The organism is Mycobacterium paraense (assembly GCF_002101815.1).
Classification (GTDB): domain Bacteria; phylum Actinomycetota; class Actinomycetes; order Mycobacteriales; family Mycobacteriaceae; genus Mycobacterium; species Mycobacterium paraense.
This window is the reverse complement of sequence record NZ_LQPM01000009.1, coordinates 34,943-58,090: the sequence shown is the minus strand read 5'-3', so window position 1 is coordinate 58,090 and position 23,148 is coordinate 34,943. Positions and strand designations below refer to the sequence as shown.

21 protein-coding genes, 1 pseudogene and 1 riboswitch are annotated in these 23,148 nt (G+C 70.5%); of the genes and pseudogenes, 9 read left to right on the top strand and 13 right to left on the bottom strand.

Going from position 1 to position 23,148, the window contains the following annotated elements:
* The first annotated feature begins 144 nt into the window (after positions 1 to 144).
* Both AWB89_RS08455 and AWB89_RS08450 read left to right on the top strand, forming a co-directional pair.
* Positions 145 to 1,668 carry an HNH endonuclease signature motif containing protein gene (locus AWB89_RS08455; protein ID WP_085172815.1) on the top strand — a complete coding sequence of 508 codons (1,524 nt, stop codon included), beginning with the start codon at positions 145 to 147 and terminating at the stop codon, positions 1,666 to 1,668.
* A 153-nt stretch (positions 1,669 to 1,821) separates the two neighbouring features.
* Positions 1,822 to 3,279, top strand: a complete 1,458-nt coding sequence (locus AWB89_RS08450; protein ID WP_085092952.1) for a neutral zinc metallopeptidase — start codon at positions 1,822 to 1,824, stop codon at positions 3,277 to 3,279.
* A gap of 1 nt (position 3,280) precedes the next feature.
* Here AWB89_RS08450 and AWB89_RS08445 read toward each other — a convergent pair whose 3' ends face one another.
* From AWB89_RS08445 to AWB89_RS08430, 4 genes are read right to left on the bottom strand one after another with little or no spacing between them, the layout of a single operon-like run.
* Positions 3,281 to 4,156, bottom strand: a complete 876-nt coding sequence (locus tag AWB89_RS08445) for an LLM class F420-dependent oxidoreductase (protein WP_085172813.1) — start codon at positions 4,154 to 4,156, stop codon at positions 3,281 to 3,283.
* 16 nt (positions 4,157 to 4,172) lie between these two features.
* On the bottom strand, positions 4,173 to 4,610 hold the full coding sequence (locus AWB89_RS08440) for a MarR family winged helix-turn-helix transcriptional regulator (RefSeq protein WP_085172811.1): 438 nt from the start codon (positions 4,608 to 4,610) through the stop codon (positions 4,173 to 4,175).
* A 39-nt stretch (positions 4,611 to 4,649) separates the two neighbouring features.
* Positions 4,650 to 4,967 carry a hypothetical protein gene (locus AWB89_RS08435; protein ID WP_085172809.1) on the bottom strand — a complete coding sequence of 106 codons (318 nt, stop codon included), beginning with the start codon at positions 4,965 to 4,967 and terminating at the stop codon, positions 4,650 to 4,652.
* Positions 4,968 to 5,006: 39 nt separating this feature from the next.
* Positions 5,007 to 5,231 (bottom strand): hypothetical protein, encoded by a 225-nt coding sequence (locus tag AWB89_RS08430; RefSeq protein ID WP_085092944.1) that lies wholly within the window; start codon positions 5,229 to 5,231, stop codon positions 5,007 to 5,009.
* A gap of 63 nt (positions 5,232 to 5,294) precedes the next feature.
* Between AWB89_RS08430 and AWB89_RS08425 the strand changes: the two genes are divergently transcribed.
* Positions 5,295 to 6,473 (top strand): TetR/AcrR family transcriptional regulator, encoded by a 1,179-nt coding sequence (locus AWB89_RS08425; protein ID WP_085172807.1) that lies wholly within the window; start codon positions 5,295 to 5,297, stop codon positions 6,471 to 6,473.
* Here AWB89_RS08425 and AWB89_RS08420 read toward each other — a convergent pair.
* From AWB89_RS08420 to thiC, 3 genes are all read right to left on the bottom strand, one after another.
* Positions 6,451 to 7,080, bottom strand: coding sequence for an alpha/beta hydrolase family protein (locus AWB89_RS08420; protein ID WP_085172805.1), 630 nt, complete (start codon positions 7,078 to 7,080; stop codon positions 6,451 to 6,453). The genes AWB89_RS08425 and AWB89_RS08420 overlap by 23 nt on opposite strands.
* Entirely contained in the window at positions 7,077 to 7,904 is an 828-nt protein-coding gene (gene thiD / locus AWB89_RS08415; RefSeq protein WP_085172803.1) for a bifunctional hydroxymethylpyrimidine kinase/phosphomethylpyrimidine kinase, read from the bottom strand. Before thiD ends, AWB89_RS08420 begins: the two co-directional genes overlap by 4 nt.
* The gene (gene thiC / locus AWB89_RS08410; RefSeq protein WP_085172801.1) at positions 7,901 to 9,544 is read right to left on the bottom strand and encodes a phosphomethylpyrimidine synthase ThiC; all 1,644 of its coding nucleotides are present in this window, start codon (positions 9,542 to 9,544) and stop codon (positions 7,901 to 7,903) included. Before thiC ends, thiD begins: the two co-directional genes overlap by 4 nt.
* Positions 9,536 to 9,645, bottom strand: a riboswitch (TPP riboswitch). It overlaps the preceding gene by 9 nt.
* 68 nt (positions 9,646 to 9,713) lie before the next feature.
* On the opposite strand from thiC, the gene AWB89_RS08405 reads away from it, so the two are divergent.
* The 3 genes from AWB89_RS08405 to AWB89_RS08395 are packed head-to-tail and all read left to right on the top strand — an operon-like array spanning position 9,714 to position 14,595.
* Positions 9,714 to 10,394 (top strand): PAS and ANTAR domain-containing protein, encoded by a 681-nt coding sequence (locus AWB89_RS08405; protein ID WP_139830436.1) that lies wholly within the window; start codon positions 9,714 to 9,716, stop codon positions 10,392 to 10,394.
* Between the two features lie 38 nt (positions 10,395 to 10,432).
* Positions 10,433 to 10,795, top strand: coding sequence for an STAS domain-containing protein (locus AWB89_RS08400; RefSeq protein ID WP_085092934.1), 363 nt, complete (start codon positions 10,433 to 10,435; stop codon positions 10,793 to 10,795).
* Complete coding sequence (locus tag AWB89_RS08395) at positions 10,792 to 14,595, top strand: SpoIIE family protein phosphatase (protein WP_085172799.1); 3,804 nt, start codon at positions 10,792 to 10,794, stop codon at positions 14,593 to 14,595. Before AWB89_RS08400 ends, AWB89_RS08395 begins: the two co-directional genes overlap by 4 nt.
* A gap of 13 nt (positions 14,596 to 14,608) precedes the next feature.
* On the opposite strand, the gene AWB89_RS08390 is transcribed toward AWB89_RS08395, so the two are convergent.
* Positions 14,609 to 14,884, bottom strand: a complete 276-nt coding sequence (locus AWB89_RS08390; protein WP_139830435.1) for a hypothetical protein — start codon at positions 14,882 to 14,884, stop codon at positions 14,609 to 14,611.
* Between the two features lie 63 nt (positions 14,885 to 14,947).
* Between AWB89_RS08390 and AWB89_RS27915 the strand changes: the two genes are divergently transcribed.
* Entirely contained in the window at positions 14,948 to 15,262 is a 315-nt protein-coding gene (locus tag AWB89_RS27915; RefSeq protein ID WP_308206688.1) for an Rv1535 domain-containing protein, read from the top strand.
* Here AWB89_RS27915 and AWB89_RS27910 read toward each other — a convergent pair.
* The 5 genes and pseudogenes from AWB89_RS27910 to AWB89_RS08365 form a co-directional block, all read right to left on the bottom strand.
* Positions 15,234 to 17,597 (bottom strand): annotated as a pseudogene (locus AWB89_RS27910) (cation-translocating P-type ATPase); the annotation flags it as partial. The gene AWB89_RS27915 and the pseudogene AWB89_RS27910 overlap by 29 nt on opposite strands.
* A 1,794-nt stretch (positions 17,598 to 19,391) precedes the next feature.
* Positions 19,392 to 19,835, bottom strand: a complete 444-nt coding sequence (locus AWB89_RS08380; protein ID WP_085172933.1) for a hypothetical protein — start codon at positions 19,833 to 19,835, stop codon at positions 19,392 to 19,394.
* Between the two features lie 157 nt (positions 19,836 to 19,992).
* Positions 19,993 to 20,799, bottom strand: a complete 807-nt coding sequence (locus AWB89_RS08375) for an exodeoxyribonuclease III (RefSeq protein WP_172401680.1) — start codon at positions 20,797 to 20,799, stop codon at positions 19,993 to 19,995.
* Between the two features lie 20 nt (positions 20,800 to 20,819).
* Entirely contained in the window at positions 20,820 to 21,518 is a 699-nt protein-coding gene (locus AWB89_RS08370; protein WP_085172795.1) for a GNAT family N-acetyltransferase, cg3035/Rv0428c family, read from the bottom strand.
* Positions 21,518 to 22,111 (bottom strand): peptide deformylase, encoded by a 594-nt coding sequence (locus AWB89_RS08365; protein WP_085172793.1) that lies wholly within the window; start codon positions 22,109 to 22,111, stop codon positions 21,518 to 21,520. The genes AWB89_RS08370 and AWB89_RS08365 overlap by 1 nt, the downstream gene beginning before the upstream one ends.
* A 193-nt stretch (positions 22,112 to 22,304) precedes the next feature.
* Here AWB89_RS08365 and AWB89_RS08360 point away from each other — a divergent pair, with 193 nt between their 5' ends.
* Together AWB89_RS08360 and AWB89_RS08355 are read left to right on the top strand one after the other, a co-directional pair.
* A complete protein-coding gene (locus tag AWB89_RS08360; protein WP_066931013.1) occupies positions 22,305 to 22,613 on the top strand; it encodes a DUF3263 domain-containing protein in 309 nt (102 codons plus the stop codon).
* Positions 22,614 to 22,631: 18 nt separating this feature from the next.
* Positions 22,632 to 23,105 (top strand): LytR C-terminal domain-containing protein, encoded by a 474-nt coding sequence (locus AWB89_RS08355; RefSeq protein ID WP_085092920.1) that lies wholly within the window; start codon positions 22,632 to 22,634, stop codon positions 23,103 to 23,105.
* Positions 23,106 to 23,148 lie beyond the last annotated feature (43 nt).

Here is a 23,148-nt window from a genome sequence, read left to right as displayed (position 1 = left end):
CGCGCAACGGTGGGACAGATCAATTCGAAGACGACCCGGCAGGGCGCCAGTCAGCGGCCGGGTCACCACTGGCAACGGCTGCCACGATCATCTGCCCCGGCCGCTTGAACAGAAATGTCAGTGGGGCGTGGCATACTCGAACGTATGTTCGATGAAGCCGCCCGTGCCGAGGCGATTGCCCGGCTTGACGAGATGATCGAGCGGCACTCCCCGTCCGTGACTCCGGAGTCGGCGGTGATGCTGGAGCGGATCGGCGCGGAGTCGCGGGCGGAGAACCGGGCGGCGGCCGCGCAGCTGGTCGCGATTCATGAGTTGTTTCGGTATCGGTTGTCGCGGTGTTCGGAAACCGAGGATTGGGCCATCGACACCATGGAGGCGGTGGCCGCCGAAATCGCCGCGGCGTTGCGGATCAGTCAGGGCCTGGCGGCCAGCCGGCTGCACTACGCGCGGGCGCTGCGGGAGCGTCTGCCTGGGGTGGGGGAGGTATTTCGAGCCGGCGACATCGATTTCAGGATGTTTGCGACGCTGGTGTTTCGCACCGATTTGATCGTCGACGACGCCGTGTTGGCGGGGGTCGATGCCACGCTGGCGGCCAACGTGGCGCGCTGGCCGTCGATGAGCCGGGGTCGGCTGGCCGCCCAGGTGGACAAGATCGTGGCCAAGGCCGATAAGGACGCGGTACGCCGGCGCCGCGAGGCTCAGGTCGGTCGGGAGGTGTGGATCGGGGATCGGGTCCAAGACGGCCTCGCCGAGATCCAAGGCACTTTGTTCGCCACCGATGCCCACGCGTTGGACCGGCGGCTGACTGCGTTGGCGGCCACGGTGTGCGCGCACGATCCGCGCACCCGCGAGCAGCGCCGCGCCGACGCGCTGGGTGCGTTGGCGGCCGGGGCGGACCGGCTGGGGTGTCGCTGCGGGCGCCCGGATTGTGCGGCCGGCAAGCGGCCCCCGGCCGGGCCAGTCGTCATCCATGTAATCGCCGAGCAGGCCACCCTGGATGGCACCGGCACGGCGGCGGGCTCCGAGCTGGGGGCCGACGGGCTCATCCCACCCGAACTGGTGGCCGAACTGGCCGCCTCTTCCAAGCTGGTGCCGCTGGTCCATCCCGGCGACGCCCCACCGGAAAACGGCTACGTGCCCTCCAAAGCGTTGGCCGATTTCGTGCGCTGCCGCGATCTGACGTGTCGTGCCCCGGGTTGTGATCGCCCGGCGATCGAATGCGACATCGACCACACCATCCCCTACGCCCAAGGTGGGCCCACCCATGCCTCAAACCTCAAGTGCTACTGCAGAACTCATCATTTGCTGAAGACGTTTTGGGGCTGGGTTGAAAAGCAGTTGCGCGACGGGACCCTGATCGTGACCATGCCTGGCGGGCAGACCTATGTCACGACCCCGGGCAGCGCACTGCTGTTCCCGAGTCTGTGCCGCTCCGTCGGGGGCTTTGCGGCCCCCGAAGCCGACCCGATCCCCGACTACGGCGCCGAACGCACCGCGATGATGCCCAAACGCCGCCGCACCAGAGCCCAGGACCGCGCCTACCGCATCGCCGCCGAACGCCGACGCAATCGGCAGGCCCGCGAAGCGCGCACGACCCGGCCCATGGACTACTGGACCTACGGCGGACCCGCCCCACCGCTCGACGACGACGATCCGCCGCCCTTTTAGGGCACCGGCAATTCGCGTATCGAATACCCTCCCGCCCGTTCGCGTTTCGCAATGGGTAACCCAAGTTGCATTTGGCCTGTCAGAGTTTGCCAGGGGATTTAGAATGAGGTCCCTTTGATGCTGCCCTGCAGCCCGGCCGGGATGAGGTCATTCATGAACAAGCGCGGGCCGAGTCGACGTCTGAAGGCGGCAATCGCCTGCGCCGGGGCGGTACTTGTGGTGGCCGGGTGCACCACCTTCGTCGACGGGCGCGCTCTGTCGATGCTCAACGACCCGTTCCGGGTGGGCGGCATCCCGGCGACCAACGGGCCCAGCGGAATCCGGCCGAACGCACCGAGTCCCACCGGCAAAGTGCTCAACACCGACAACGGCCCGATCGACAAGCTGTCGTTGCTGTCGATCAACGACATCGAGGAGTACTGGAAGTCGGTATACAGCCAATCGCTGAAAGGAACTTTCGTTCCGGTCGAAAAGATGGTGTCCTACGACTCGGAGAATCCGCGTAGCCCGATCGTTTGTTACAACGACACCTATAAGCTCGTCAACGCGTTCTTCACGGGGCGCTGCAACCTGATCGCCTGGGATCGCACGGTGTTCATGGCCGTCGCGCAGCGCTATTTCGGCGACATGTCCGTCAATGGTGTGTTGGCGCACGAATTCGGTCACGCCCTACAGCAGATGGCCAAACTCGTGACCCGCAAAGACCCGACGATCGTTCGCGAGCAGCAGGCCGACTGCTTCGCCGGCGTCTACCTGTTCTGGGTGGCCGACGGGAAATCACCCCGCTTCACGCTGAGCACCGCCGACGGGCTCGACCACGTGCTGGCCGGCATCATCACCACCCGAGATCCGGTGATGGACGCCGAAACCCAAAACGACGACGAGCACGGGTCGGCCCTGGATCGCATCAGCGCGTTCCAGATGGGTTTCATCGACGGAGCCTCGGCGTGCGCGACCATCAACAAGCAGGAGATCGAGCAGCGCCGCGGCGACCTGCCGACCACCCTGCGGCTCGACACCAGCGGTGACCCGGAGACCGGAGAGGTCCCCATCAACGAGGACACGCTGACGACGCTCATGGAGCTGCTGGGAAAGATCTTCCCCCTGAAGAATCCGCCGACGCTGTCCTACAAACCGGCCGATTGCCCGGACGCCAAGCCTAGCCCGCCGGCGTCCTACTGCCCGGCCACCAACACCATCGTGGTCGACCTACCCGGACTCGCGAAGGTGGGTCAGGTGGCCGCCGAGAGTGAACGCACGCTGCCGCAGGGCGACGACACCGCCCTGTCGATGGTGATGTCGAGGTACGCGCTGGCCGTGCAACACGACCGCGGGTTGCCCATGCAGAGCCCCTGGACCGCGCTGCGCACCGCCTGCCTGACCGGCGTCGTGCACCGCAAGATGGCCGAACCGATCGAACTGCCCTCCCAGAAGCAGCTTGTGCTGACGGCCGGCGACCTCGACGAGGCCGTCGCCGGACTGCTCACCAATCACTTGGTCGCCAGCGACGCCGACGGCATCAGCGTGCCGGCCGGATTCACCCGCATCGCCGCCTTCCGCGGCGGCGTGGGCGGCAACATGGACGCCTGCTACTCGCGGTATCCGGGATAGCTCAGGCGATTTCGGCGAGCTTGGGCACCAGCTCGTCACCGAGACGTCGGATGAATCCGACCGGGTCGGGGTTCCCGGGCAGCGGCCCGACGTTGATCATGTCGACGCCCAACTCGGCGTAGCGTTCAACGGTCCTCAGGTAACCGGCGGTGTCCTGGAAGGGATCCAGCAGGGCGACGCCACCCGACGTCTTGCGGATCTCGCCGGGGTCCCTGCCCACGGCGTCGCAGTGGCGGTGCAGCACGTCCACCTTGCGCTTGAACTCGTCGACGTCGCTGGACATGCTGTTCCAGACGTCGGCATACTGCGCCACCAACCGCAGCGTCTTCTTCTCGCCGTCGCCGCCGATCAGGACCGGCGGCCACCGAATAGGTTGCGGCGCACAGATCGTCTCGGCCAGCTGGTAGTGCTTGCCGTGGTACGGCCCGTCGTCGTCGCTCCACATCTGCCGGCAGATCTGCAGCGTCTCCTCCAGCCTTTCGAACCGTTCGCGCAGCGGCGGATACGGAACGCCGAGGGCGAGATGTTCGCGGTCGTACCATGCGGCGCCCAGGCCCAGCATCGATCGGCCCTGCGACAGCACGTCCAGCGTGGTGACTGTCTTGGCCAGCACGCCCGGATGGCGATAGGTGACCCCGGTGACCAGCAGCGCCAGGTCGATGGTCGCGGTCTGTCCGGCCAAGAAGCCCAACGACGTGTAGCCCTCCAGGAACGGATCCTCGGCTCGCCCAACGTTTTCCATCTGGAAGAAGTGGTCGGCCAGGGTGAACAGTGTGGCGCCGCCCTGCTCGGCGGCCTTGGCCGCGTCGGCCAGCGTCGGGCCTAGCTTTGCCGGATCCCCCGGCAGGAAGTCGATGAAGTGCACACCCAATTCCATTGCAGCGGTTCCCCTCTCATGACTCGGTCAGACGCTCGAGCAGCGCTAGCGCATCGAGGATGGTTCGGCGTTCCCGTTCGGAATACCGCTCCTGGATGGCGCGTGCCAGCCACTCTTCCCGCGCTTGACGATGGCTCTCGGCGCGCCGCCGGCCCGCCGACGTCAACGAAACGACTTGGCGGCGGCCGTCTTCGGGGTCGGGAGCGCGCGCGATGAGCCCGCGTTGCTCGAGCGCGGCCACGATGGTGGCCATCGACTGCGGACGCACCCCCTCGGCGCCGGCCAGCGTGCTGGCCGACGACGGTCCCTCTTTCCAGAGGCGGGTGAGCACCGCGGTCTGGGACGGCGTGAGGTCGTCGTCGACCCCGAGGCTCCTCAACCGGCGTCGCAACCGGCTGAACAGCACCCGCAGGTCGCGGGCCGCCATCACCGAGGAGTCGCCGACGCCGTCCATGAACCCCAGCCTAAATTAGACAGCTAAAACTGTCCAGTTTTAGCTGAGCAAATCGCTGCGCGCGGGCGGGGCGGCGCGCGCCCACACGATCAGGAAGACGGTGATCAGCAGCCAGCCGATGGCGGCCGACGGGATCGCCCAGGCGCGACGGGTGAGCAGCGCGCTCTCGCACTGGTCGGCCGCGCCGGCGCCGGCGCCCTGCCCGGCCGAGAGGTTGGAGCTGAAGCCGTTGCCGCATTGGATCGGGAAGCCGTAGGCGTCGTGCGCGTCGAGCTCGATCGGCAGCCACAGCGCCGCCAATCCGATCAGCGCCAGCGCCAGGCCGACAGCTCCCACCAGCATCGGACGATTCCGCATGCTCCTGCTTCCCCCGTGACTATGTAAACGGCCGATCCGTCAGGTCATGCAGACGTTGGCAAAGATCAGCACCGGCCACGACACGATCGAGCCGAGGAAGGACACCGCCAGGTCGATGCCGTGCATTTGGTGCAGGTGCTCGGTGTGTGTCGTGGACCAGATGGCGCCTACCAGGAGATAGGGCGTGCCGAGGATGATTCCGATCGCCATGAGCTGGGCGATGCTGAGCCGAAATTCGAGCACTCGGCGAAGCTTTTCCAACATGTGCGGTCCTTCTGGTCGCGTCATATGTTAATGGAGATTCCGCGGAGACGGTAGGGTAATCGGGTGTCCACCGCCAGCACCGCGGTCCGGCGGCGGCCCAAGGACCGCAAGGCGCAGATCGCCCGCGCCGCGGCCGAGGCGTTCAGCGCCAACGGCTATCACGCGGTGGGAATGGAGACCATCGCCGCGCGGGTGGGGATCTCGGCGGCCGCCCTCTACCGCCACTACGCCGGCAAGTACGCCCTCTTTCGCGGGGCGGTGCTGGCCCTGGGCCAGCAACTCGTCGATCGGACCGACGGCGCGGCGACGCTGGACGAGGTGATCGCCGCGCTCATCGACGTCACCCTGGACAACCGCGCCGCCGGAGGCCTGTACCGCTGGCAGGCCCGATACCTGCGGGCCGAGGACCAGGCCGTGCTGACCGGACAGCTGCGGCTGGTCAATCGCCGAATCCAGCGGCCGCTGAGCGCGATTCGACCGTCGCTGACATCCCGGCAGCGGTGGATGCTTTCGGCGGCGGCGCTCAGCGCCATCGGCAGCGTCGTCGACCACGGAGCGGGCCTGCCGGCCGACGAGATCCGCGCGCTGCTGACCGGGGCGGCGTCCGCGATCCTCGCGGCCGAGTTTCCGGAGCCGTCGGACGACTTCCCCCGCCCGGTGGCGTGGCGGATCTTCGCTTCCGACGCGGGCGCCTACGAAGCGTTGCTGCACGCGTCGATGGTGTTGTTCGAGGAGCGGGGGTACGCGGGGACCAGCATGGCGCAGATCGCCTCGGCCGCCGGCCTACCGGTTTCGGGGATCTACCGGTATTTCCCGGGCAAGCGCGAGATCCTCGCGACCGGGCTGCGCCGGGCGGCCGACCGGGTCTCCGCCCACCTGTCCCCGATCCTGGGCGCGTTCGCCGAACCCCGCCAGGCACTGACGGCGCTGATGGGCGCCTACGTGGCCACGTCATTCGCCAACCCGGAGCTGGCCGCCGTCTATTACACCGAGCGGTTCAACCTGGCGCCCGGCGACCAGGCGCTGCTGCGCAACGTGCAGCGGTCGACGGTCGACTCCTGGGTCCGGCTGCTGACCGCCGCGCGACCGTCCGTTCCCCCGATGCACGCGCGGTTCCTGGTGCACGCCGCGATGGCCCTGGTGATCGACCTCGGCCGGATGGCCGCGGCCGACGAGGACTCGTCCTACGCGCAGGCGTGCGTCCGGAAGCTGATGCGGCTCACGGTTTTTGGCGACGAATGAGCCGCAGCGCGGCGTCGACCGCCAGCGCCGGCACGTCGCGGGTCTTCGAGCGCAGATCGTGGCGCGCTCCGGTGATCTCGACGACCTCGGTCGGCGCGGCGATCAGCGCCGCGGCGTCGCGCAGCTCGCCCGGCGTGCCGAACGGATCCGACGTTCCGTGGGTGAACACGGTGGGCACCCGGATGTCGGGCAGGTGCTCGATGCGCGGCCGCTCCGGCTTGCCCGGCGGGTGGACCGGGTAGGAGAACAGGGTCAGCACGTCCACGCCGGCCTCGCCGGAGGCGACCACCATGGAGGTCTGCCGACCGCCGTAGGAATGCCCGCCGGCGATCAGCGGGCCGCCGGACAGGCCGCGGCACACCGTGATCGCCTCGACGATGCCCGCGCGGTCGGCGGCCGCCGCACCCGACGGGGGGCCCTTGGGCCGGCGCCGCCGATACGGCAGGTTGTAGCGCACCGCAAGCCAGCCGCGGCGCGCCCACTCGTCGCAAACCTGTTGCAGCAGTAGCGAATCCCGGTCCCCGCCCGCGCCGTGGGTCAGCACGACGACGCCCGCCGGTGACCCGTCGGGTTCGTGCGCCACGCCTGCGATCGCCTCAAGGTTCACGTGAGCCTGAACAAGGGAGACACCGGGCCGTGCCCATGACCCAGGGGATAGGCGGCGCGCAGGCATTCGGTGACCCAGCGCTTTCCGAAGCCGACCGCGTCCGGCATCGTGAGGCCGTGCGCCAGCGCGCACGCGACCGCGCTCGCGAGCGTGTCGCCGCCGCCGTGGTCGTTGCCGGTGGGCAGCCGCTCCGAGTCGAACTCGTGGAACTCGGCGCCGTCATAGAGCAGGTCGCAGCTGCGCTCCGAGGACCGCAGGTGCCCGCCCTTGACCAACACCCATCGCGGGCCCAGCGCGTGCAGCGCCTTGGCCGCCGAGCGCTGCGAGGTCGCGTCGACCACGTCGATGTCGACCAGCAACCGCACCTCGTCCAGGTTCGGTGTCACCAGCGCGGCCAGCGGAAACAGTTGGTCCCGAAGCGAATCCAGCGCCGAGGGCGCCAGCAGCGCGCCACCGTGCATGGACGCGCACACCGGGTCGACGACGAGCGGGGCCGGCAGACCCAGCCGTCGCCAGGTAGAGGCCACCGCCGCGATGATCGCCGACGACGCCAGCATCCCTGTCTTGGCGGCCTGGATGCCGATGTCGGTGACCACCGCCTCGATCTGGTCGGCGACGACGTCGGGGGGCACCTCGTGAAAGCGCTTGACCCCCACCGTGTTCTGCACGGTCACCGCCGACACCGCGACGCAGGCGTGCACGCCGAGCAGCGCCATGGTGCGCATGTCGGCCTGGATGCCCGCGCCGCCCCCCGAGTCCGACCCGGCGATGGTCAGCACGCGCAACGGCGTGGTGCCCGCCGGCGCGAGCGGCAGAAACGTCACTGGGTAATGGGCAGATACACCCGGTTGCCGTGCTCGGCGAACTCCCGCGACTTCTCGGCCATCCCCTCGCTCATCATGGCCTCGATGTCCTCTTCGGTCTCGAGCCCGTGCTTGGCGGCGAAGTCGCGCACATCCTGGGTGATTCGCATCGAGCAGAACTTCGGCCCGCACATCGAGCAGAAGTGCGCGGTCTTGGCCGGTTCGGCCGGCAGCGTCTCGTCGTGGAATTCCCGTGCGGTGTCGGGATCCAACGACAGCGCGAACTGGTCGTTCCACCGGAACTCGAAGCGGGCCGTCGACAGCGCGTCGTCGCGCTCCTGGGCGCGGGGGTGCCCCTTGGCCAGGTCGGCCGAATGCGCGGCGATCTTGTAGGCGATCACCCCGTCCTTGACGTCCTTGCGGTCCGGCAGCCCCAGGTGCTCCTTCGGGGTCACGTAGCACAGCATCGCGGTGCCGGCCTGGGCGATGATCGCCGCGCCGATCGCCGAGGTGATGTGGTCGTAGGCCGGCGCGATGTCGGTGGCCAGCGGCCCCAGCGTGTAGAACGGGGCCTCCTCGCACAGCTCCTCTTCCAGCCGCACGTTCTCGACGATCTTGTGCATCGGGATGTGCCCCGGGCCCTCGATCATCACCTGCGCGCCATGGGCTTTCGCGATCTTGGTCAGCTCGCCCAGCGTGCGCAGCTCGGAGAACTGCGCCGCGTCGTTGGCGTCGGCGATCGAGCCCGGCCGCAGCCCGTCACCCAGCGAGAAGGTGACGTCGTAGCGGGCGAAGATGTCGCAGAGCTCCTCGAAGTTGGTGTACAGGAACGACTCCCGGTGATGCGCCAGGCACCAGGCCGCCATGATCGACCCGCCGCGCGACACGATGCCGGTGACCCGCTTGGCGGTCAGCGGCACGTAGCGCAGCAGCACGCCCGCGTGCACGGTCATGTAGTCCACGCCCTGCTCGCACTGCTCGATCACGGTGTCGCGGTAGATCTCCCACGTCAGTTCCGTCGGGTCGCCCTTGACCTTCTCCAGCGCCTGGTAGATCGGCACCGTGCCGACCGGCACCGGGGAGTTGCGCAGGATCCACTCGCGGGTCTCGTGGATGTTCTTGCCGGTGGACAGGTCCATGATGGTGTCGGCGCCCCAACGGGTGGCCCACACCATCTTGTCGACCTCCTCGGCGATCGACGACGTCACCGCCGAGTTGCCGATGTTCGCGTTGACCTTGACCGCGAACGCCTTGCCGATGATCATCGGCTCGCTCTCGGGATGGTTGTGGTTGGCCGGGATCACCGCGCGGCCGCGGGCGACCTCGTCGCGCACCAGCTCGGCGGGCAACTCCTCGCGGGCGGCGATGTACGCCATCTCCGCGGTGATCTCGCCGGCGCGGGCGCGCTGCAGCTGGGTGCCGCGGTCGCGCACCACCCCGGGCCGCGGCGGCAGGCCGGCCGCCAGGTCGATCACCGCGTCGGGATCGGTGTAGGGCCCGGACGTGTCATAGAGGTCGAAGTGGTCCCCGGTCGACAGGTGGACCCGCCGGAACGGGACCCGCGCGCCGGGCACGCCGTCCAGCTCGCGGTAAGCCTTGCTGCTGCCCGCGATGGGGCCGGTGGTGACGGACGGCGCGGCTGTTGACAAGGTGTCGGTCATTTTTCATCTCCCTACGCCGGCATTACCCGGTCAGGTTCTTACGGTCGACGGCCCCAGCCGTCCTCTCAGCGCACTCGGCGTGCGCTCCCGCGTCTTGTGGATGGTCCGCACGCGACGTTACCCCCTCAGGCGGTAGCCCGGGATACCCACCGGATGGCAGGATGCAAACGTGCAACCCGCGGGCAACCACAAGGAGCCGACCAGCGCAATCGAGGCGGCCGCCCGGCATTTGAACGTCGGCGCCTTCCGGTTCTGGTTCGTCGGCCAACGCTGGGAATGGTCCGACGAGGTGGCCAGGATGCACGGGTACGAGCCCGGGTCCGTGGAACCGACGACGAATCTGCTGCTATCGCACAAGCATCCCGACGACCGCGCGCACGTCCAGGAGCTGCTCGACTACGCGTTGCAGTCGGCGGAGTCGTTTTCCAGCCGGCACCGGTTCCTCGACACCGCGGGCAACGTGCACGACGCCATCGTGGTGGCCGACCGGATGCTGGACGAGTCGGGAGCGGTGGTGGGCACCGCCGGCTATTACGTCGACCTGACCGACACGTTCGGCGAGGCCCGGCAAGAGGTGCTCGACGCCGCCCTGCCCGACCTCTTCGAGAATCGTGCGGCCATCGAGCAGGCCAAGGGCGTGCTGATGTACGTCTACCGGGTCAGCGCCGACCAAGCCTTCCGCGTGCTGCAATGGCGTTCGCAGGAGACCAACGTGAAGCTGCGCTCGTTGGCGAAGCAACTGCTCGACGAAGTGACGACGCTGATGGCCCCGGCGCCCGCCGCGCAAAGTCAGTTCGACCATTTGTTGCTGACGGTCCACGAAAGGATTCCCGACGAGCCGGCTGGGTAACCAGCGCTGTATGCGAACGCACGAAGTCGGGGAAGGGCATGGAAGTGTTGGCGGTCGGTCACGAGGCCAATGGGGATGCGGTAGTCGTGCGCGTCAAGGGTGATGTCGACTCCAGCAACGTCGGCGAGCTCGCCACCCACCTCACCGCCGCGCTCCAGGTGGCGGCGACGCACCCGGAGCGGTTGGTGGTCATCGACCTTGCGGCCGTGAGTTTCTTCGGCAGCGCGGCGTTGAACGCGGTGCTCGAGTGCCACGAGGAAGGGAAGGCGGCCGGCACCTCGGTGCGTGTGGTGGCCGATCACGACCAGGTGCTCCGGCCGATCCAGGTGACCGAGTTGGACCGCATCCTCGACATCGCACCGACGCTGGCCGATGCGTTGCAGCGCAACCGCCGGCAATGAACCCAGGCCTGCCGGCTGATCTGGCGGCCGCGGTCGACTTGGGCGGCGAAATGGGTCGCCGCTTCGCCGAGTTCGACTGGGCGAACCACCCCCTGGGGTCACCGGACCAGTGGTCCGCCGAGGCGCGGGCGGCCGTTGCGGTCACCCTGACGTCGCGGTTTCCCATCGTGCTGTGGCTGGGGCCGGCCGACCTGTTCCTGATGTACAACGACGCCTACGCGCAGATCCTGGGCAACAAGCACCCGGCGGCCCTGGGGCGCCCGGCGGAGCAGGTGTGGTGGGAGATCTGGGGACAGATTCACCCGATGCTCACCAGCGTCATCGACACCGGCATCGCGACGTGGTCCGACGACTTGATGTTGCCGCTGATGACCGGCGACCAGCCCGAGGAGCGGTACTTCACGTTCAGCTACAGCCCGCTGATCGGCAGCGGCGGAGACGTTTACGGAATCTTCTGCGCCGTCCGGGAGACCACCCACCGGGTATTGAGCGAGCGTCGCCTCCACCTGCTCAACGCGGTGGCCGGCGCCCTGATGGAGACGCACGGCATCGACGACGCCGTGCAGAGCGCCGTCGCCGCATGCGGCGCGCAGCCCTTGGACCTGCCGTTCATCGCGGTGTACCTCGACGGCGCGCTGCGCGGAGCGACGCCCTCGATCCGGGAGCTGCTGCCGGGCTCGCTGGCGGAGCTGACGGGCCCCGGGGCGGCGCCGCGCTCGCGGACGACCGCAGCCGTGATCGACGGGCTGGAGGACGTGATACCGGGCATCGCAGGCGTTCTCGGCGAGGACTGCCCGCGGCAGGCCCTGGTGTTGCCGCTGGGCGAAGGAGCCCACGGCGGGGCGCTGGTGATCGGGGCGAGCCCGCTGCGGCCGCTCGATTCGATGTACAGCGGCTTCTGCCAGCTGCTCGCCGACCAGCTGTCCTCCGCGCTGGCCTCCGCCGTCTCCTACGAGCAGCAGCGGCAGCGCGCGGACGCGCTGGCCGAGCTGGATCGGGCCAAGACGGCGTTTCTCACCAACGTCAGCCACGAATTCCGCACGCCCCTCACGCTTTTGCTCGGTCCGCTCGGTGACGCGCTGTCCGAGGCGCCGCCGGATAGCGTGCTAACGGATCGGCTGAGCGTCGCCGACCGCAATGCCCGGCGCCTGCTGCGCCTGGTCGACTCGCTGCTCGATTTCTCCCGCATCGAAGCGGGCCGGGCGAACGCGAAGCTGGTGTGCACCGACGTCGGCGCGCTCACCGAGCACATCGCCTCGTCGTTCACCGAGCTGTGCCAGCGCGCGGGGCTGGACCTGGTGCTGGACTGCGGTCCCGCGCTGGCCGACATCGACCCGGGCATGTGGGAAACGATCGTCCTCAACCTGCTTTCCAACGCCGTCAAATACACCCTGCACGGCTCGATTTCGGTCGAGGTGCGCGCCGACGCCGCCGAGTGCCGGATCACCATGCGCGACACGGGAGTTGGCATCGCGCCCGACGACCTGGACCGCCTGTTCGAACGCTTCTACCGGGCCGAGAACACGCGCGGGCGCAGCGTGGAGGGCACCGGGATCGGGCTGTCGCTGGTGCGCGGGCTCGTCGAACTGCAACGCGGAACCGTGGAGATCGACAGCGAACTGGATCGCGGAACGACGGTCACGATCCGGCTGCCGCGTTCCGCCGCCGACGTCGCGGTCGATCCGCCCCCCGCGGCGATGCCGGACGTGAGCAACCCGTATGTGGCCGAGGCGGGTCAGTGGCTGGCGGGCGCGCCGCGCCGGGCGGCCGGCGGTGCGCGGCAGTTGGTGCTGATCGCTGACGACAACGCCGACATGCGGGCGCACCTGGACCGGGTCCTTTCCGCCCGCTGGGAAACCGTGTTGGTCGCCGACGGCGAGTCGGCCCTGGCCGTCACCAGGGAACTGCACCCCGACGCGATCGTGACCGACGTCATGATGCCGGGCCTCAGCGGCTTCGACCTGGTTGCGGCGATCCGCGCGGACCCGGCCCTGGCCGCCACGCCGGTCCTGATGCTGTCGGCCCGGGCCGGTGCGGAGGCCGTCGACGAGGGCTTCGCGGGCGGGGCCGACGACTACCTGCCCAAGCCGTTCCGCTCGCAGGAGCTGGTCGACCGGGTGGCGTCGCGGTTGTCGGCGGTCGCCCGCGAACGCGACCGCCAGCGGCGCGAGGCGCAGCGCGACCTGGCGCGCCTCGACGCCGCCCTGCAGGCCACCGACTCGGTGGCCGGCATTCTGGACGCCCTGATCGGCCACCCGTCGGAGACGGGCGATCCCGCCGCGGTGACGATCGGGGTGCTCGACGGCGAGCGCCACGTGCGCTTCGAATACGCCGGCGACCTGCCCGTGGAGGTGCGCGACCGCTACCACGTGGCCGCGCTCGACTCGCCGCTGATCGGGGCCGACGTCATCAGCGGCGGCGAGCCGATGGTCGTCCCCGACACGTTCGACCTGCCCCCGCGCTACCAGCACGCCGTGCGCGACACCGCCGCCAGCGTGCGCGCCTGCGTCGCGCATCCCTTGCGGGACAACACCGGTCGCGTCGTCGGCGCGCTGCTGCTGCTGTGGCCCACGCCGCGGCAGTTCGACGCGACCGAGCTCGAGACGTTCCGCCGGATGGCCGAGCTGACCCAGTCGGCGCTGGACCGGGTCCGGACGATGGCGCGGGAACACCGGATCGCCGTCGACTTCCAGGAGCACCTGCTCGACCTGGATCGCAGCTCGACCGCCGCGGTCGTGGCGGCCGTCTACCAGCCGGCCGGCGAAGCGATGCGGGTCGGCGGCGACTGGTATTCGGTCACTCCGCTCGGCCGCGCCGGCCTGATCGGGATCTCCGTCGGCGACGTCGTCGGGCACGGCCTGGCCGCCGCGATCGTGATGAGCAGGCTGCGCGCCGCGGTGGCCGCCTCGGCGCTCACCGCCGCCGAACCGCTCGCGGTGCTGGCGGCGCTGGACAGGTACGCGGCCAGCGTCACCGGCGCCCGCTGCGCGACGGTGGCCTACGCGCTGATCGATAGCGGGACCGGCTCCGGCGGCGCCACCGTCAGCTACAGCTGCGCCGGGCATCCCTATCCGTTGCTCGTCCCGCCCGACGGCGATCCGGTCTTCCTCGAGTCGGGCCGCCGTCCACCGGTGGCGGTCGAGGACGCCCACCCGTCCGGCGCCACCGCGACGGCCGAGCTGACTCCGGGCGGCATGATCCTGCTGTACACCGACGGGCTCATCGAGCGGGCCGGCGAGACGCTCGACGAGGGCTTCGCCCGCCTGAAGGCCGCGGCCGCCGCGTGCGCCGAGCTGCCGGTCGAATCGGTCTGCACCGAGTTGCTGGCGCGGATGACACCGCCGGCGGGCTATCGCGACGACGTCGTGGTCCTCGCGTTGCGCCCGAGCCATGCGGCGGGGCGCAGCTTCGCCACCGTGCTGCCGGCCGTGCCGGCGCAGATCCCCGTCGCGCGCAGGCAGCTGCGGGGCTGGCTGGACAGCATCGCCGTCGAGCCGGGCCGCGAGGAGGACATCCTGCTGGCGACCGGGGAAGCGGTGACCAACGCGATCGAGCACGGCAGCCACAGCGAGCCGCGCAAAACCGTGACCGTCGAGGCCTTCCTGCGCGACGACACGGTCGCGGTGACCGTCAGCGACAGCGGGCGCTGGGTGGGGGACTCGTCGGCCAGCCTGCGCAACAAGCGACGCGGCCGCGGGCTGACGCTGATCGGCGGGCTGGCCGACGGCGTCGACACCGTACGAAGCTCCGGCGGCACCCGGGTCACCCTGCGGTTCGACCGCGCGGTCGCCAGCGCCTGAGCGACGGCGGAGCCTAAACCTCCTCGATCGCCTCGCCGAGCTCCTCGAGGAGCTTGTTGTGGTGGTTGCTCGCCAAGACGTGCCCGGCGGCGATCACCAGGGCGACCGGCCAGTCGATGAGCTCGAACGCGGCCAGCGCCGCCAGGCCGCCGTAATACGCCAGTTGCTCCGGGCGCGGAATCTCCACCTGCCCCACCACCGGCACGTTCACCACGAAGGTTTCGCCCTCGCGGATCTTCTGCACGGCGTCGCGCTGCGAGGTCCCCCTGCGCGTCTTCTTTTCGGCCATCATTTGCCTTCCGGTAACTGAGGGTTTGCCGCCCCGCCGGGTCGCGAGGCCACCGTCGGACCTATGTCGACGATGACCGACCTCGGGGGCGATCCGCTAGTTTCGTCGATTGCCTCGGTGCTGAAGGTCCCGCTGGTTGAACTCTATGCGCTGCTCTGGCGGGTCGGGGTCGTGGAGATTCGGCATTCCGATCGGACGGTTCCGCGTTCGTCGCGGGCGCGTCAGGTCCGGGTGGCAGTGTGTCCGGCTGGAGCCGCGTGCCCCAACCTTCCGCAACACGGTTCAGAACGGCTACCCCGACAGTCGCCCCGGCGGCGGCACCCAGGGCCTGTCCCCAGCCGACCGGACCCAGCGGTGTGCAGCCGAGCAACTGGCTGACCACCGGGATGCTGATCAGCGTCCCCATCGCCCCCAGCGAGCCCACCGCCGTGAGCACCACCAGCGGGGCCCGGGAATCCAGCAGCGTTTGACCCAATTCGGCGCCCACCAGCGCGACCAGCGCCACCGTGGACGCCCGCTGCGGGCGGCCGGTGACGCTCGCCATCGCCCACGCCGCGGTCGTCGCCGCGGCCGTGGTGACCCCGCGGATCGCCACCGCGCGCCACAGTGCGGGCTGGTCCGGGCCGCGTAGGCCGGAATCGACCGGGCCGCTGGGCTCGCTGACCGCCAGCGCGGCGGCCGGCAGCGCGTCGGTCATCATGTTCACCAGCAGCAGCTGCCGGGTGTTCAGCGGCGACGTGCCGGTGAGCGCGCTGCCGATGACGGCGAACAGCACCTCGCCGGCGTTGCCGCCGAGCAGCACCGACACGGCCGCCTGCACCCGCTGCCACAGCTGGCGGCCCTCCGCGATCGCCTCCACCAGCGCCTCGATGCGGGCGTCGACCAGCACGACGTCGGCCGCCATGTGGGCCGGGTCGCTGCCGCCCGCCACCACGCCGATGCCGACGGTGGCGGCCCGGATGGCGGCGGCGTCGTTGGAGCCGTCGCCGACCATCGCGCAGAGCACGCCGGCACCCTCCAGGGTCTGCACGACCTGCACCTTGTTCTCGGGCGTCATCCTGGCGAATATGACCCGCTCGGTCACGACGCGCGCCTGGTCCTTGCGCGACAGCGCGTCCCATTCCGCGCCGCTGATCACCTGCTCGTCGGTCACGGCCAGCCCCAGCTCCCGGGCGATGGCCAGGGCGGTGATCGGGTGGTCGCCGGTGATGAGCTTGACGCCCACGCCCTGGTCGCGCAGGTTGGCGAGCAGGCCGACGGCCTCGGCGCGCGGGGTGTCGGACAGGCCGAGGAACCCCGTCAGGGTCAGCCCGTCGCGGCAGAATTCCGCGATGTCGTCGGGGTCTTGCTGGATCGCCCGCGCCTGTTGCGCCGTCAGCCGGCGCCGCGCCACCGCGATCACCCGCAACCCGTTGGCGGCGAGTTCGGAGACCGTCTTCGCGGTCTTCTTGTCGACCCCGTCGCACGCGGCCAATACCACTTCCGGCGCGCCCTTGACGGTCAGCTCGGTGCCGGTGATGGAGGCGGAGAAGGACCGCCCGGAGCGGAACGGCAGGTGGGCGTCCGCCTCGGCGTCGGGGGTAGAGCCGTTGAGCGAACGCCTGGCGGCCTCGACGATCGCGACGTCGGTGGCGTGCACCTGCGGGTTGCCGTTGGCGGCCGGCGCGGCGTGCGCGGCGTCGTGCAGCACCTCCTCGGGCGAGCGCCCGGGCGCGGGGCGGACCTGCGCCACCCGCAGGCGGTTCTCGCTGAGGGTTCCGGTCTTGTCGAAGCAGACCACGTCGATGCGGCCGAGCGCCTCCACCGAGCGCGGCACGCGGACCAGGGCGCCGAACTTGGTCAGCCGCCGCGCCGACGCCGACTGCGCCAGCGTCGCCACCAGCGGCATGCCCTCGGGGACGGCCGCGACGGCGATGGCGATGCCGCTGGCCACCGCCTGGCGCAGGCCGGTACCGCGCAGCAGCCCCAGGCCGCCCACCAGCGCGCCGCCGGCCACGCTGACGGGGAAGGCCCGGTTGGTGAGCTGGCTGAGCTGGTGCTGCAGGCCGATGTCCGACGACAGGTCGCCGGACACCAGCTCGGCGGCGCGGCGTTCCTGGGTGTCGGCCCCGACCGCGGTCACCAGGGCGACCGCGGTGCCGGCGACCACCGTGGTCCCGGCGTAGAGCATGCAGCGACGCTCGGCGAGGTCGGCGCCGGGCGTGGCGTCGACCTGCTTCTCCACCGACAGCGACTCGCCGGTGAGCGTCGACTCGTCGACCTCGACGTCGACCTCCTCGACGATCCGGGCGTCGGCGGGCACCACCTCGTGCGTGCGGATCTCGATGACGTCGCCGGGGCGCAGTTGCGCCGCGATGACGTCGGTGTACACCCGCTCCCCGTCGGGACCGGTCCCGACCTTCCTGGCCGGCGGGATCTGCTGCTCGAGGAGGCGGTTCAAGCGGTTCTCGGCGCGCAGCCGCTGGCTGGCCGCCAGGATCGAGTTCCCGGTCAGCACCGAGAAGACCAGGACAGCGTCGACGGGCGAACCGAGCACCGCGCTGGCCGCCGACCCCAGCGCCAGCACCGGGGTGAGCGGGTCGGTCAGCTCGGCGCGGACGGCCTTGAGGAGCTGCCAGGCCGCGTTGGGGGGCGCGTCGGGCCGCCCCGCGGGCCGGGTGTCCGGCTCCGAGTCGGTGGCCGGCAACACCCGGCGCACCTGATCGACCGACATCGCGTGCCATTCGTGGGCGGACGCCGGGCGCGGCGGGTCCGCGGCCAGGGTCCCGCGCGCCAGCAGGTACCCGGACAGCGCGCCCGCGGCCGCGCCGGTCGTCACCGGCCCGGGGCCCAGGCCGCGGATGCCCGGGATCATCAGCAGCGAGCCCATGGCCGTCGCGCCGGCCGCGATCCCGGCGCCGCGCTGGGTGGCGGCCTTGGCCGCCGGAAGCGCGTGCAGCAGCCGCCACGCGGCGGCCAGATCCGGCAGCAGCAGGTCGGCGCACCAGGCCGGTGGACCCGCACCGGGCTGGGGCAGCACCCCGAGGGCCACGTCGGCGGCCGAAATCGCCTGCGCGCCAAGAGATGACAGCACCGCCACGGTGCGACCGGCCTGCTGCAGGTCCGCCACCGCGCCGGCCAGGGCGTCGTCGATGGAGCCCTTGCCCGGCACGGGCCTCAGGTCGTCGAACGCGGGACGCAATTCGCCCAGCGAGTCGACGTCGACCGAGACCAGCTCGGCGCCCGTGCGGTGCGCCTCGGCGACCACGGCCGACGCCAGGGGGTCGTGGCCGGGCCGGAACAGCGCCTCGACCGCCGAACCGGGTTCGCCGGGCACCCGGTGCCAGCCCGGCCGGTGCCCGTTGCGCTCCAGCGCCAGCTGGGCGCGGTCCCACGCCGCGGGCAGGTCGAACTCGTCGGCGCCGCGGATGCGCGCCACCCGCAAGCCGGGAGTGCACAACACGCGGGGGTCGATGACGATCGCGTCGACCCGGTCCAGGCGGCGCAGCGCGTCGGGCCGCAGCGACAGCACCGCGTGGTGGTCGGCCAGGCCGCGCCCGAGCGCCGCCGCGAAGGCTTCCGGGGTGGTGCGGCTGGCCTTGGGCGCGGTCACCAGCACCGCGGTGGCGGTCATGTTCAGGTTGCGGGTGGTGGCGCCGACCAGCCCGGCGGCGAGCGCCTGGACGAGCGCGAACCGCCCGGCGTTGCGTTCCACGGCCCGGGCGCGGGGCGGCCGCGGCGGGGCATCGCCGGGCGGTTGGTTCGCGTAGCGGGCCAGCTCGGGTTCGTGCCTGCGCCACGCCGCCGCCTCGGCGCGGCATTCGGCGGCCTTCAGCGACTGCATCAGCAGGCCGACCGACAGCGACGCCGGGGCCAGCGTGACGGTTTCCGCCGCCGCCATGGCCAGCGTCAGCACCGTGTCCGTCGCGGGCCCGCCGATGCGGTCCTCGAGCAGGCGCCGCAGCCACGGCTGGTAGTCGAGAGCCACGATGGGCGCCTGGACGCCGATCGGCAGTCGCGGCCAGCGCAGCGCGCGCCCGGCCAGCGCGACGCCCAGCCCGGCGGCGTTGGCGGCCAGCGTCACGGCCCTGGTCGCCGCGACCACGCCGTCGCCGGGCAGGGTGGTCGCCGACGCCTTGCTCGTTGCGCGGCAACGCCTTTCGGCGTCGTCGATGAGGTGACAGAGGTCGCGCAGCGAGGTGTGGCCGTCGCCGAGGGTGATGACGACCCGGGACAAGGGGTGGTTCAGGCTGACCGAGCTGACGCCGGGGTGGGCGCGGAGCGCGTCGAGCACGGCGGCGTCGAGGTCACCGGGGTTTGCGTCGTCCAGGCCGCGCACCTCGATCCAGGCGCGGTTCTCGCCCCGCCAGCAGCGCCGGCTCAGCGTTTCATGCGGCAAATCTCCAGTGAGCGCGCGGGCGCCTTCGCGCAGCGGAATCGCCGCGATGTCCAGAACTGTCGTGAGCGCCCGCAGCGGCGTCGATCGTTGTAACGACGTGACAATGCTCAAGGGCGGCTCAGACGGTTCCTAGTTGGTGCTGCGCAACTCGGCGGCACCGGCGCGCCGCCCGGCAGCCTTCTTGGCCGCCGGCTTGCCGGCCGCCTTCGCCGGCGTGACCTTCTTCGGCGCGGGCTCGGAGGGCACCGGCTTGAGGTTGGCCTTCGCCGGGGCCTGGCCGCCGGTTTTCTGCTGCATCCGGTGCAACAACAAAGCGCCTCCGCCGACGGCCAGCAACACCGGCCACTCGACCAGACCCGCGACGCCGATGGCGCCCAGGGCCAGCGCCGCGGCCGGCGTCGAATGGCTGCCGCTGCTGATTCCGCGCTTGATTCCCTCGGCGGCTCCCGTTACGCCGCCGACGATTCCATTGACCGCGGCGCCGCCGACAGCACCCGCTGCCGCGGTGGTCGCGTCCGCCGCGCGACCCACGGTTTTGCCCACGTTGCGGACTGCCCCGCCGACGACACCCATGATCACTCCCTGGTATCTAGTCGCTCTCGCTGGGAACCGCGCGGCTACCTGAGTACCCGTTGAACGCAAAGTTAACAGCAACAACGAATTCGTGCTCGATAGCGAAAGCCTGCCACGTTACATACCCGCGTACAACGAGGAACTTCTCAGAGCAGGCTCAAATGGTCCTCACATCGATCAGCACCGGCGCGTGATCGCTCGGCGCCTTGCCCTTGCGTTCCTCCCGCACGATCTGCGCGCCGGTGACCCGGCCCGCCAGCGCCGGCGACGCGAGGATGAAGTCGATCCGCATGCCGCGATTCTTCGGGAACCTCAGCTGGGTGTAATCCCAGTAGGTGTAGACCGCCGGGCCCGGGGCGAAAGGTCTTACCACGTCCGTGAATTGTGCGTCGACGACGGCTTCGAACGCCCGGCGCTCCGGCGGGGAGACGTGCGTGGCGCCCGTGTAGTACTCGGTGCTCCACACGTCTTCGTCCGTCGGGGCGATGTTCCAGTCGCCGACCAGCGCGATCGGGGCCGTGGGATCGTCGCGCAGCCAGCCGGCCGCCGTATCGCGCAGCGCGGCAAGCCAATTCAGCTTGTAGTAGTAATGCGGGTCGCCCACGGCGCGGCCGTTGGGCACGTACAGGCTCCACACCCGGACGCCGCCGCAGGTGGCGCCGAGCGCGCGCGCCTCGGCGGTGGCGGCCACCTCCGGCTTGCTGCTCCAGGTGGGCTGGCCCTCGAAGCCGACCTGCACGTCGTCGATGCCGACGCGGGAGGCGATGGCCACGCCGTTCCACTGGTTGAAGCCGACGTGCGCGACCTCGTAGCCGAGTTCGAAGAACGGCAGGGTGGGGAACTGGCTGTCCGAGCACTTGGTCTCCTGCATGGCCAGGACGTCGACGTCGGCGCGGCCCAGCCAGTCCAGGACGCGGTCCAGGCGGGTGCGGATCGAATTGACGTTCCAGGTGGCCAGCCGCAGCCGCGGGTCGCCGCCGTCAATCATGGCTCGACGCTATCGAGTCGTCGCGCCGGCACGTAGCGCCGCCGGTGGTGCAGCCGGAAGCCGAGGGACCGGGCCAGGGCGATCCGGTCGGCGTCGCCGTCGTCGAGCTCCACGAACGCGCGGGTCGCCCCGCGGCTCGCGGCCCGGGCCAACGCGTCCTCGTGCAGCGCCGCCGACAGCCCCACCCACCGGGTGCCGCCGGGCGCGAGGTCGCGCACCAGGATCTGCTCCGTGAGCTCGACCGTGGCCCCGGGCGGCAGCGACAGCAGGCGCTCGGGGATGGCCAGCCGCGGGGCCAGGCCGCGACGCTCATACCAGGCCACGATCTCGGGGATCGCGGTGATGCGGGCCGAAATGTCCAGCGGCATGGCCGAATTGGCGGCCGGACCGGCCCCTGGCCCGGCCCGCAGCAGCCAGCCGTCCAGCCAGGTGTGTTCATCGCCGGGGTAGGCGGCGGCGGCCGCGCGCTCGAGCGCCCGGATGTCCGAGGTGCGCACCGGCGCGTCGGTCAGCGCGCGCAACGCGACCACGTCGGCGGGCGCGAACTCGACCACCGCACCCGTTTTCGTCCGCACCCGCACCAGCGGATCGACCGCCAGCAGGACTCCGACGGCGTCGGTCAGCGGCGGGACCGACCCTTCCGCGCGCCGGTAGCGAACCGTCACCCGGGTTCCCGGGTCGGGCCACGAAACCATCAGTGACCGAACGGGTCCGGCCCCTCGCCCGGTAGCCACGACAGTCCCGGGACGCCCCAACCGTGCGACTTCACGGCCCGTTTCGCGCTGCGGGCGTACCGGCCGATGAGGCGGTCCAGGTAGAGGAAGCCGTCCAGGTGACCGGTTTCGTGCTGCAGCATCCGCGCGAACAGGCCGGTGCCCTCGATGGTGACCGGGTTGCCGTCGGCGTCGAGCCCGGTGACGCGGGCCCACTTCGCGCGGCCGGTGGGGAACGACTCGCCCGGCACCGACAGGCAGCCCTCCTCGTCGGCGCCCGGGTCGGGCATCGTCTCGGGTATGTCGGAGGTTTCCAGCACCGGGTTGATCACGACACCGCGTTGGCGGTCGGTCAGGCCGCGGTCTTCGGCGCAGTCGTAGACGAAGAGCCGCAGCCCGTATCCGATCTGGTTGGCGGCCAGGCCGACGCCGTGGGCGGCGTCCATGGTGTCGTACATGGTGGCGATCAACTCGGGCAGGTCGGCCGGCAGCGAACCGTCGGCGCCGACGGGCACCGGCGTCGTCGGGGTGTGCAGGACGGGATCTCCCACGATGCGGATGGGTACGACTGCCATGGTCGGCAAGCTTAGGCGCGGCGATGTCCCGCCTTCCCGGGTGCCGGGGGCAATCGCGGCCAATCGGCCGACTCGCGGGTCTGGATTACGGCTTGAGGGTTCGCGGCGTGGTTCAATATTCGCCGAAACACGCCCCTAAGTAAGAGTCATTCGAACACGTTGAGCATCGCCGGAAGGGTCCAGGGGAAGCGATATGGACAGCGCCATGGCGCGGGCAAATCGATCGGGGGACGACGCTGAAATCGCCGATGGCCTCACCCGCCGTGAACACGACATCCTGGCCTTCGAGCGCCAGTGGTGGAAGTACGCAGGGGTCAAGGAAGACGCCATCAAGGAGCTCTTCTCGATGTCGGCGACGCGTTATTACCAGGTGCTCAACGCGTTAGTCGATCGACCCGAGGCGCTGGCCGCCGACCCGATGCTGGTGAAGCGGCTGCGCCGGTTGCGCGCGAGCCGGCAGAAGGCGCGGGCCGCCCGCCGTCTCGGCTTCGAGGTGACCTAACTCGCTACAGTGGGCTCGATGAAAGAGCGCGTTCCCGATTCCACGGGACTTCCACTCCGGGCCATGGTGATGGTGCTGTTGTTCCTGGGCGTCATCTTCCTGCTGCTCGGTTGGCAGGCGCTGAGTTCCTCCGGAAAGTCCGACGACGACTCGGCGTCGGCCGTGTCCAGCGCGACCAGCAGCGCCAGCCCGTCGGCGACCACCAGCGCCGCCCCGGCGAACCAGGCCGAGGTCCGCATCTACAACATCTCCTCCAAGGAGGGTGTCGCCGCGCGCACCAAGGATCAGCTCACGTCCGCCGGTTTCAAGGTGACCGACGTCGGCAACCTGACGCTGCCCGACGTGACGGCCACCACGGTCTACTACACCGACGCCGACGGTGAGCACGCCACCGCCGACGCGGTCGGGAAAAACCTGGGAGCGCCGGTGCAGCCGCGGATTCCGGCGCTGAGTAGCCAGCCGCCGGGCGTCATCGTCCTGGTGACGGGCTGACGTTGGCGCTGCTCCAATTTCGGGGACCGTCGGGCTAGGCTTC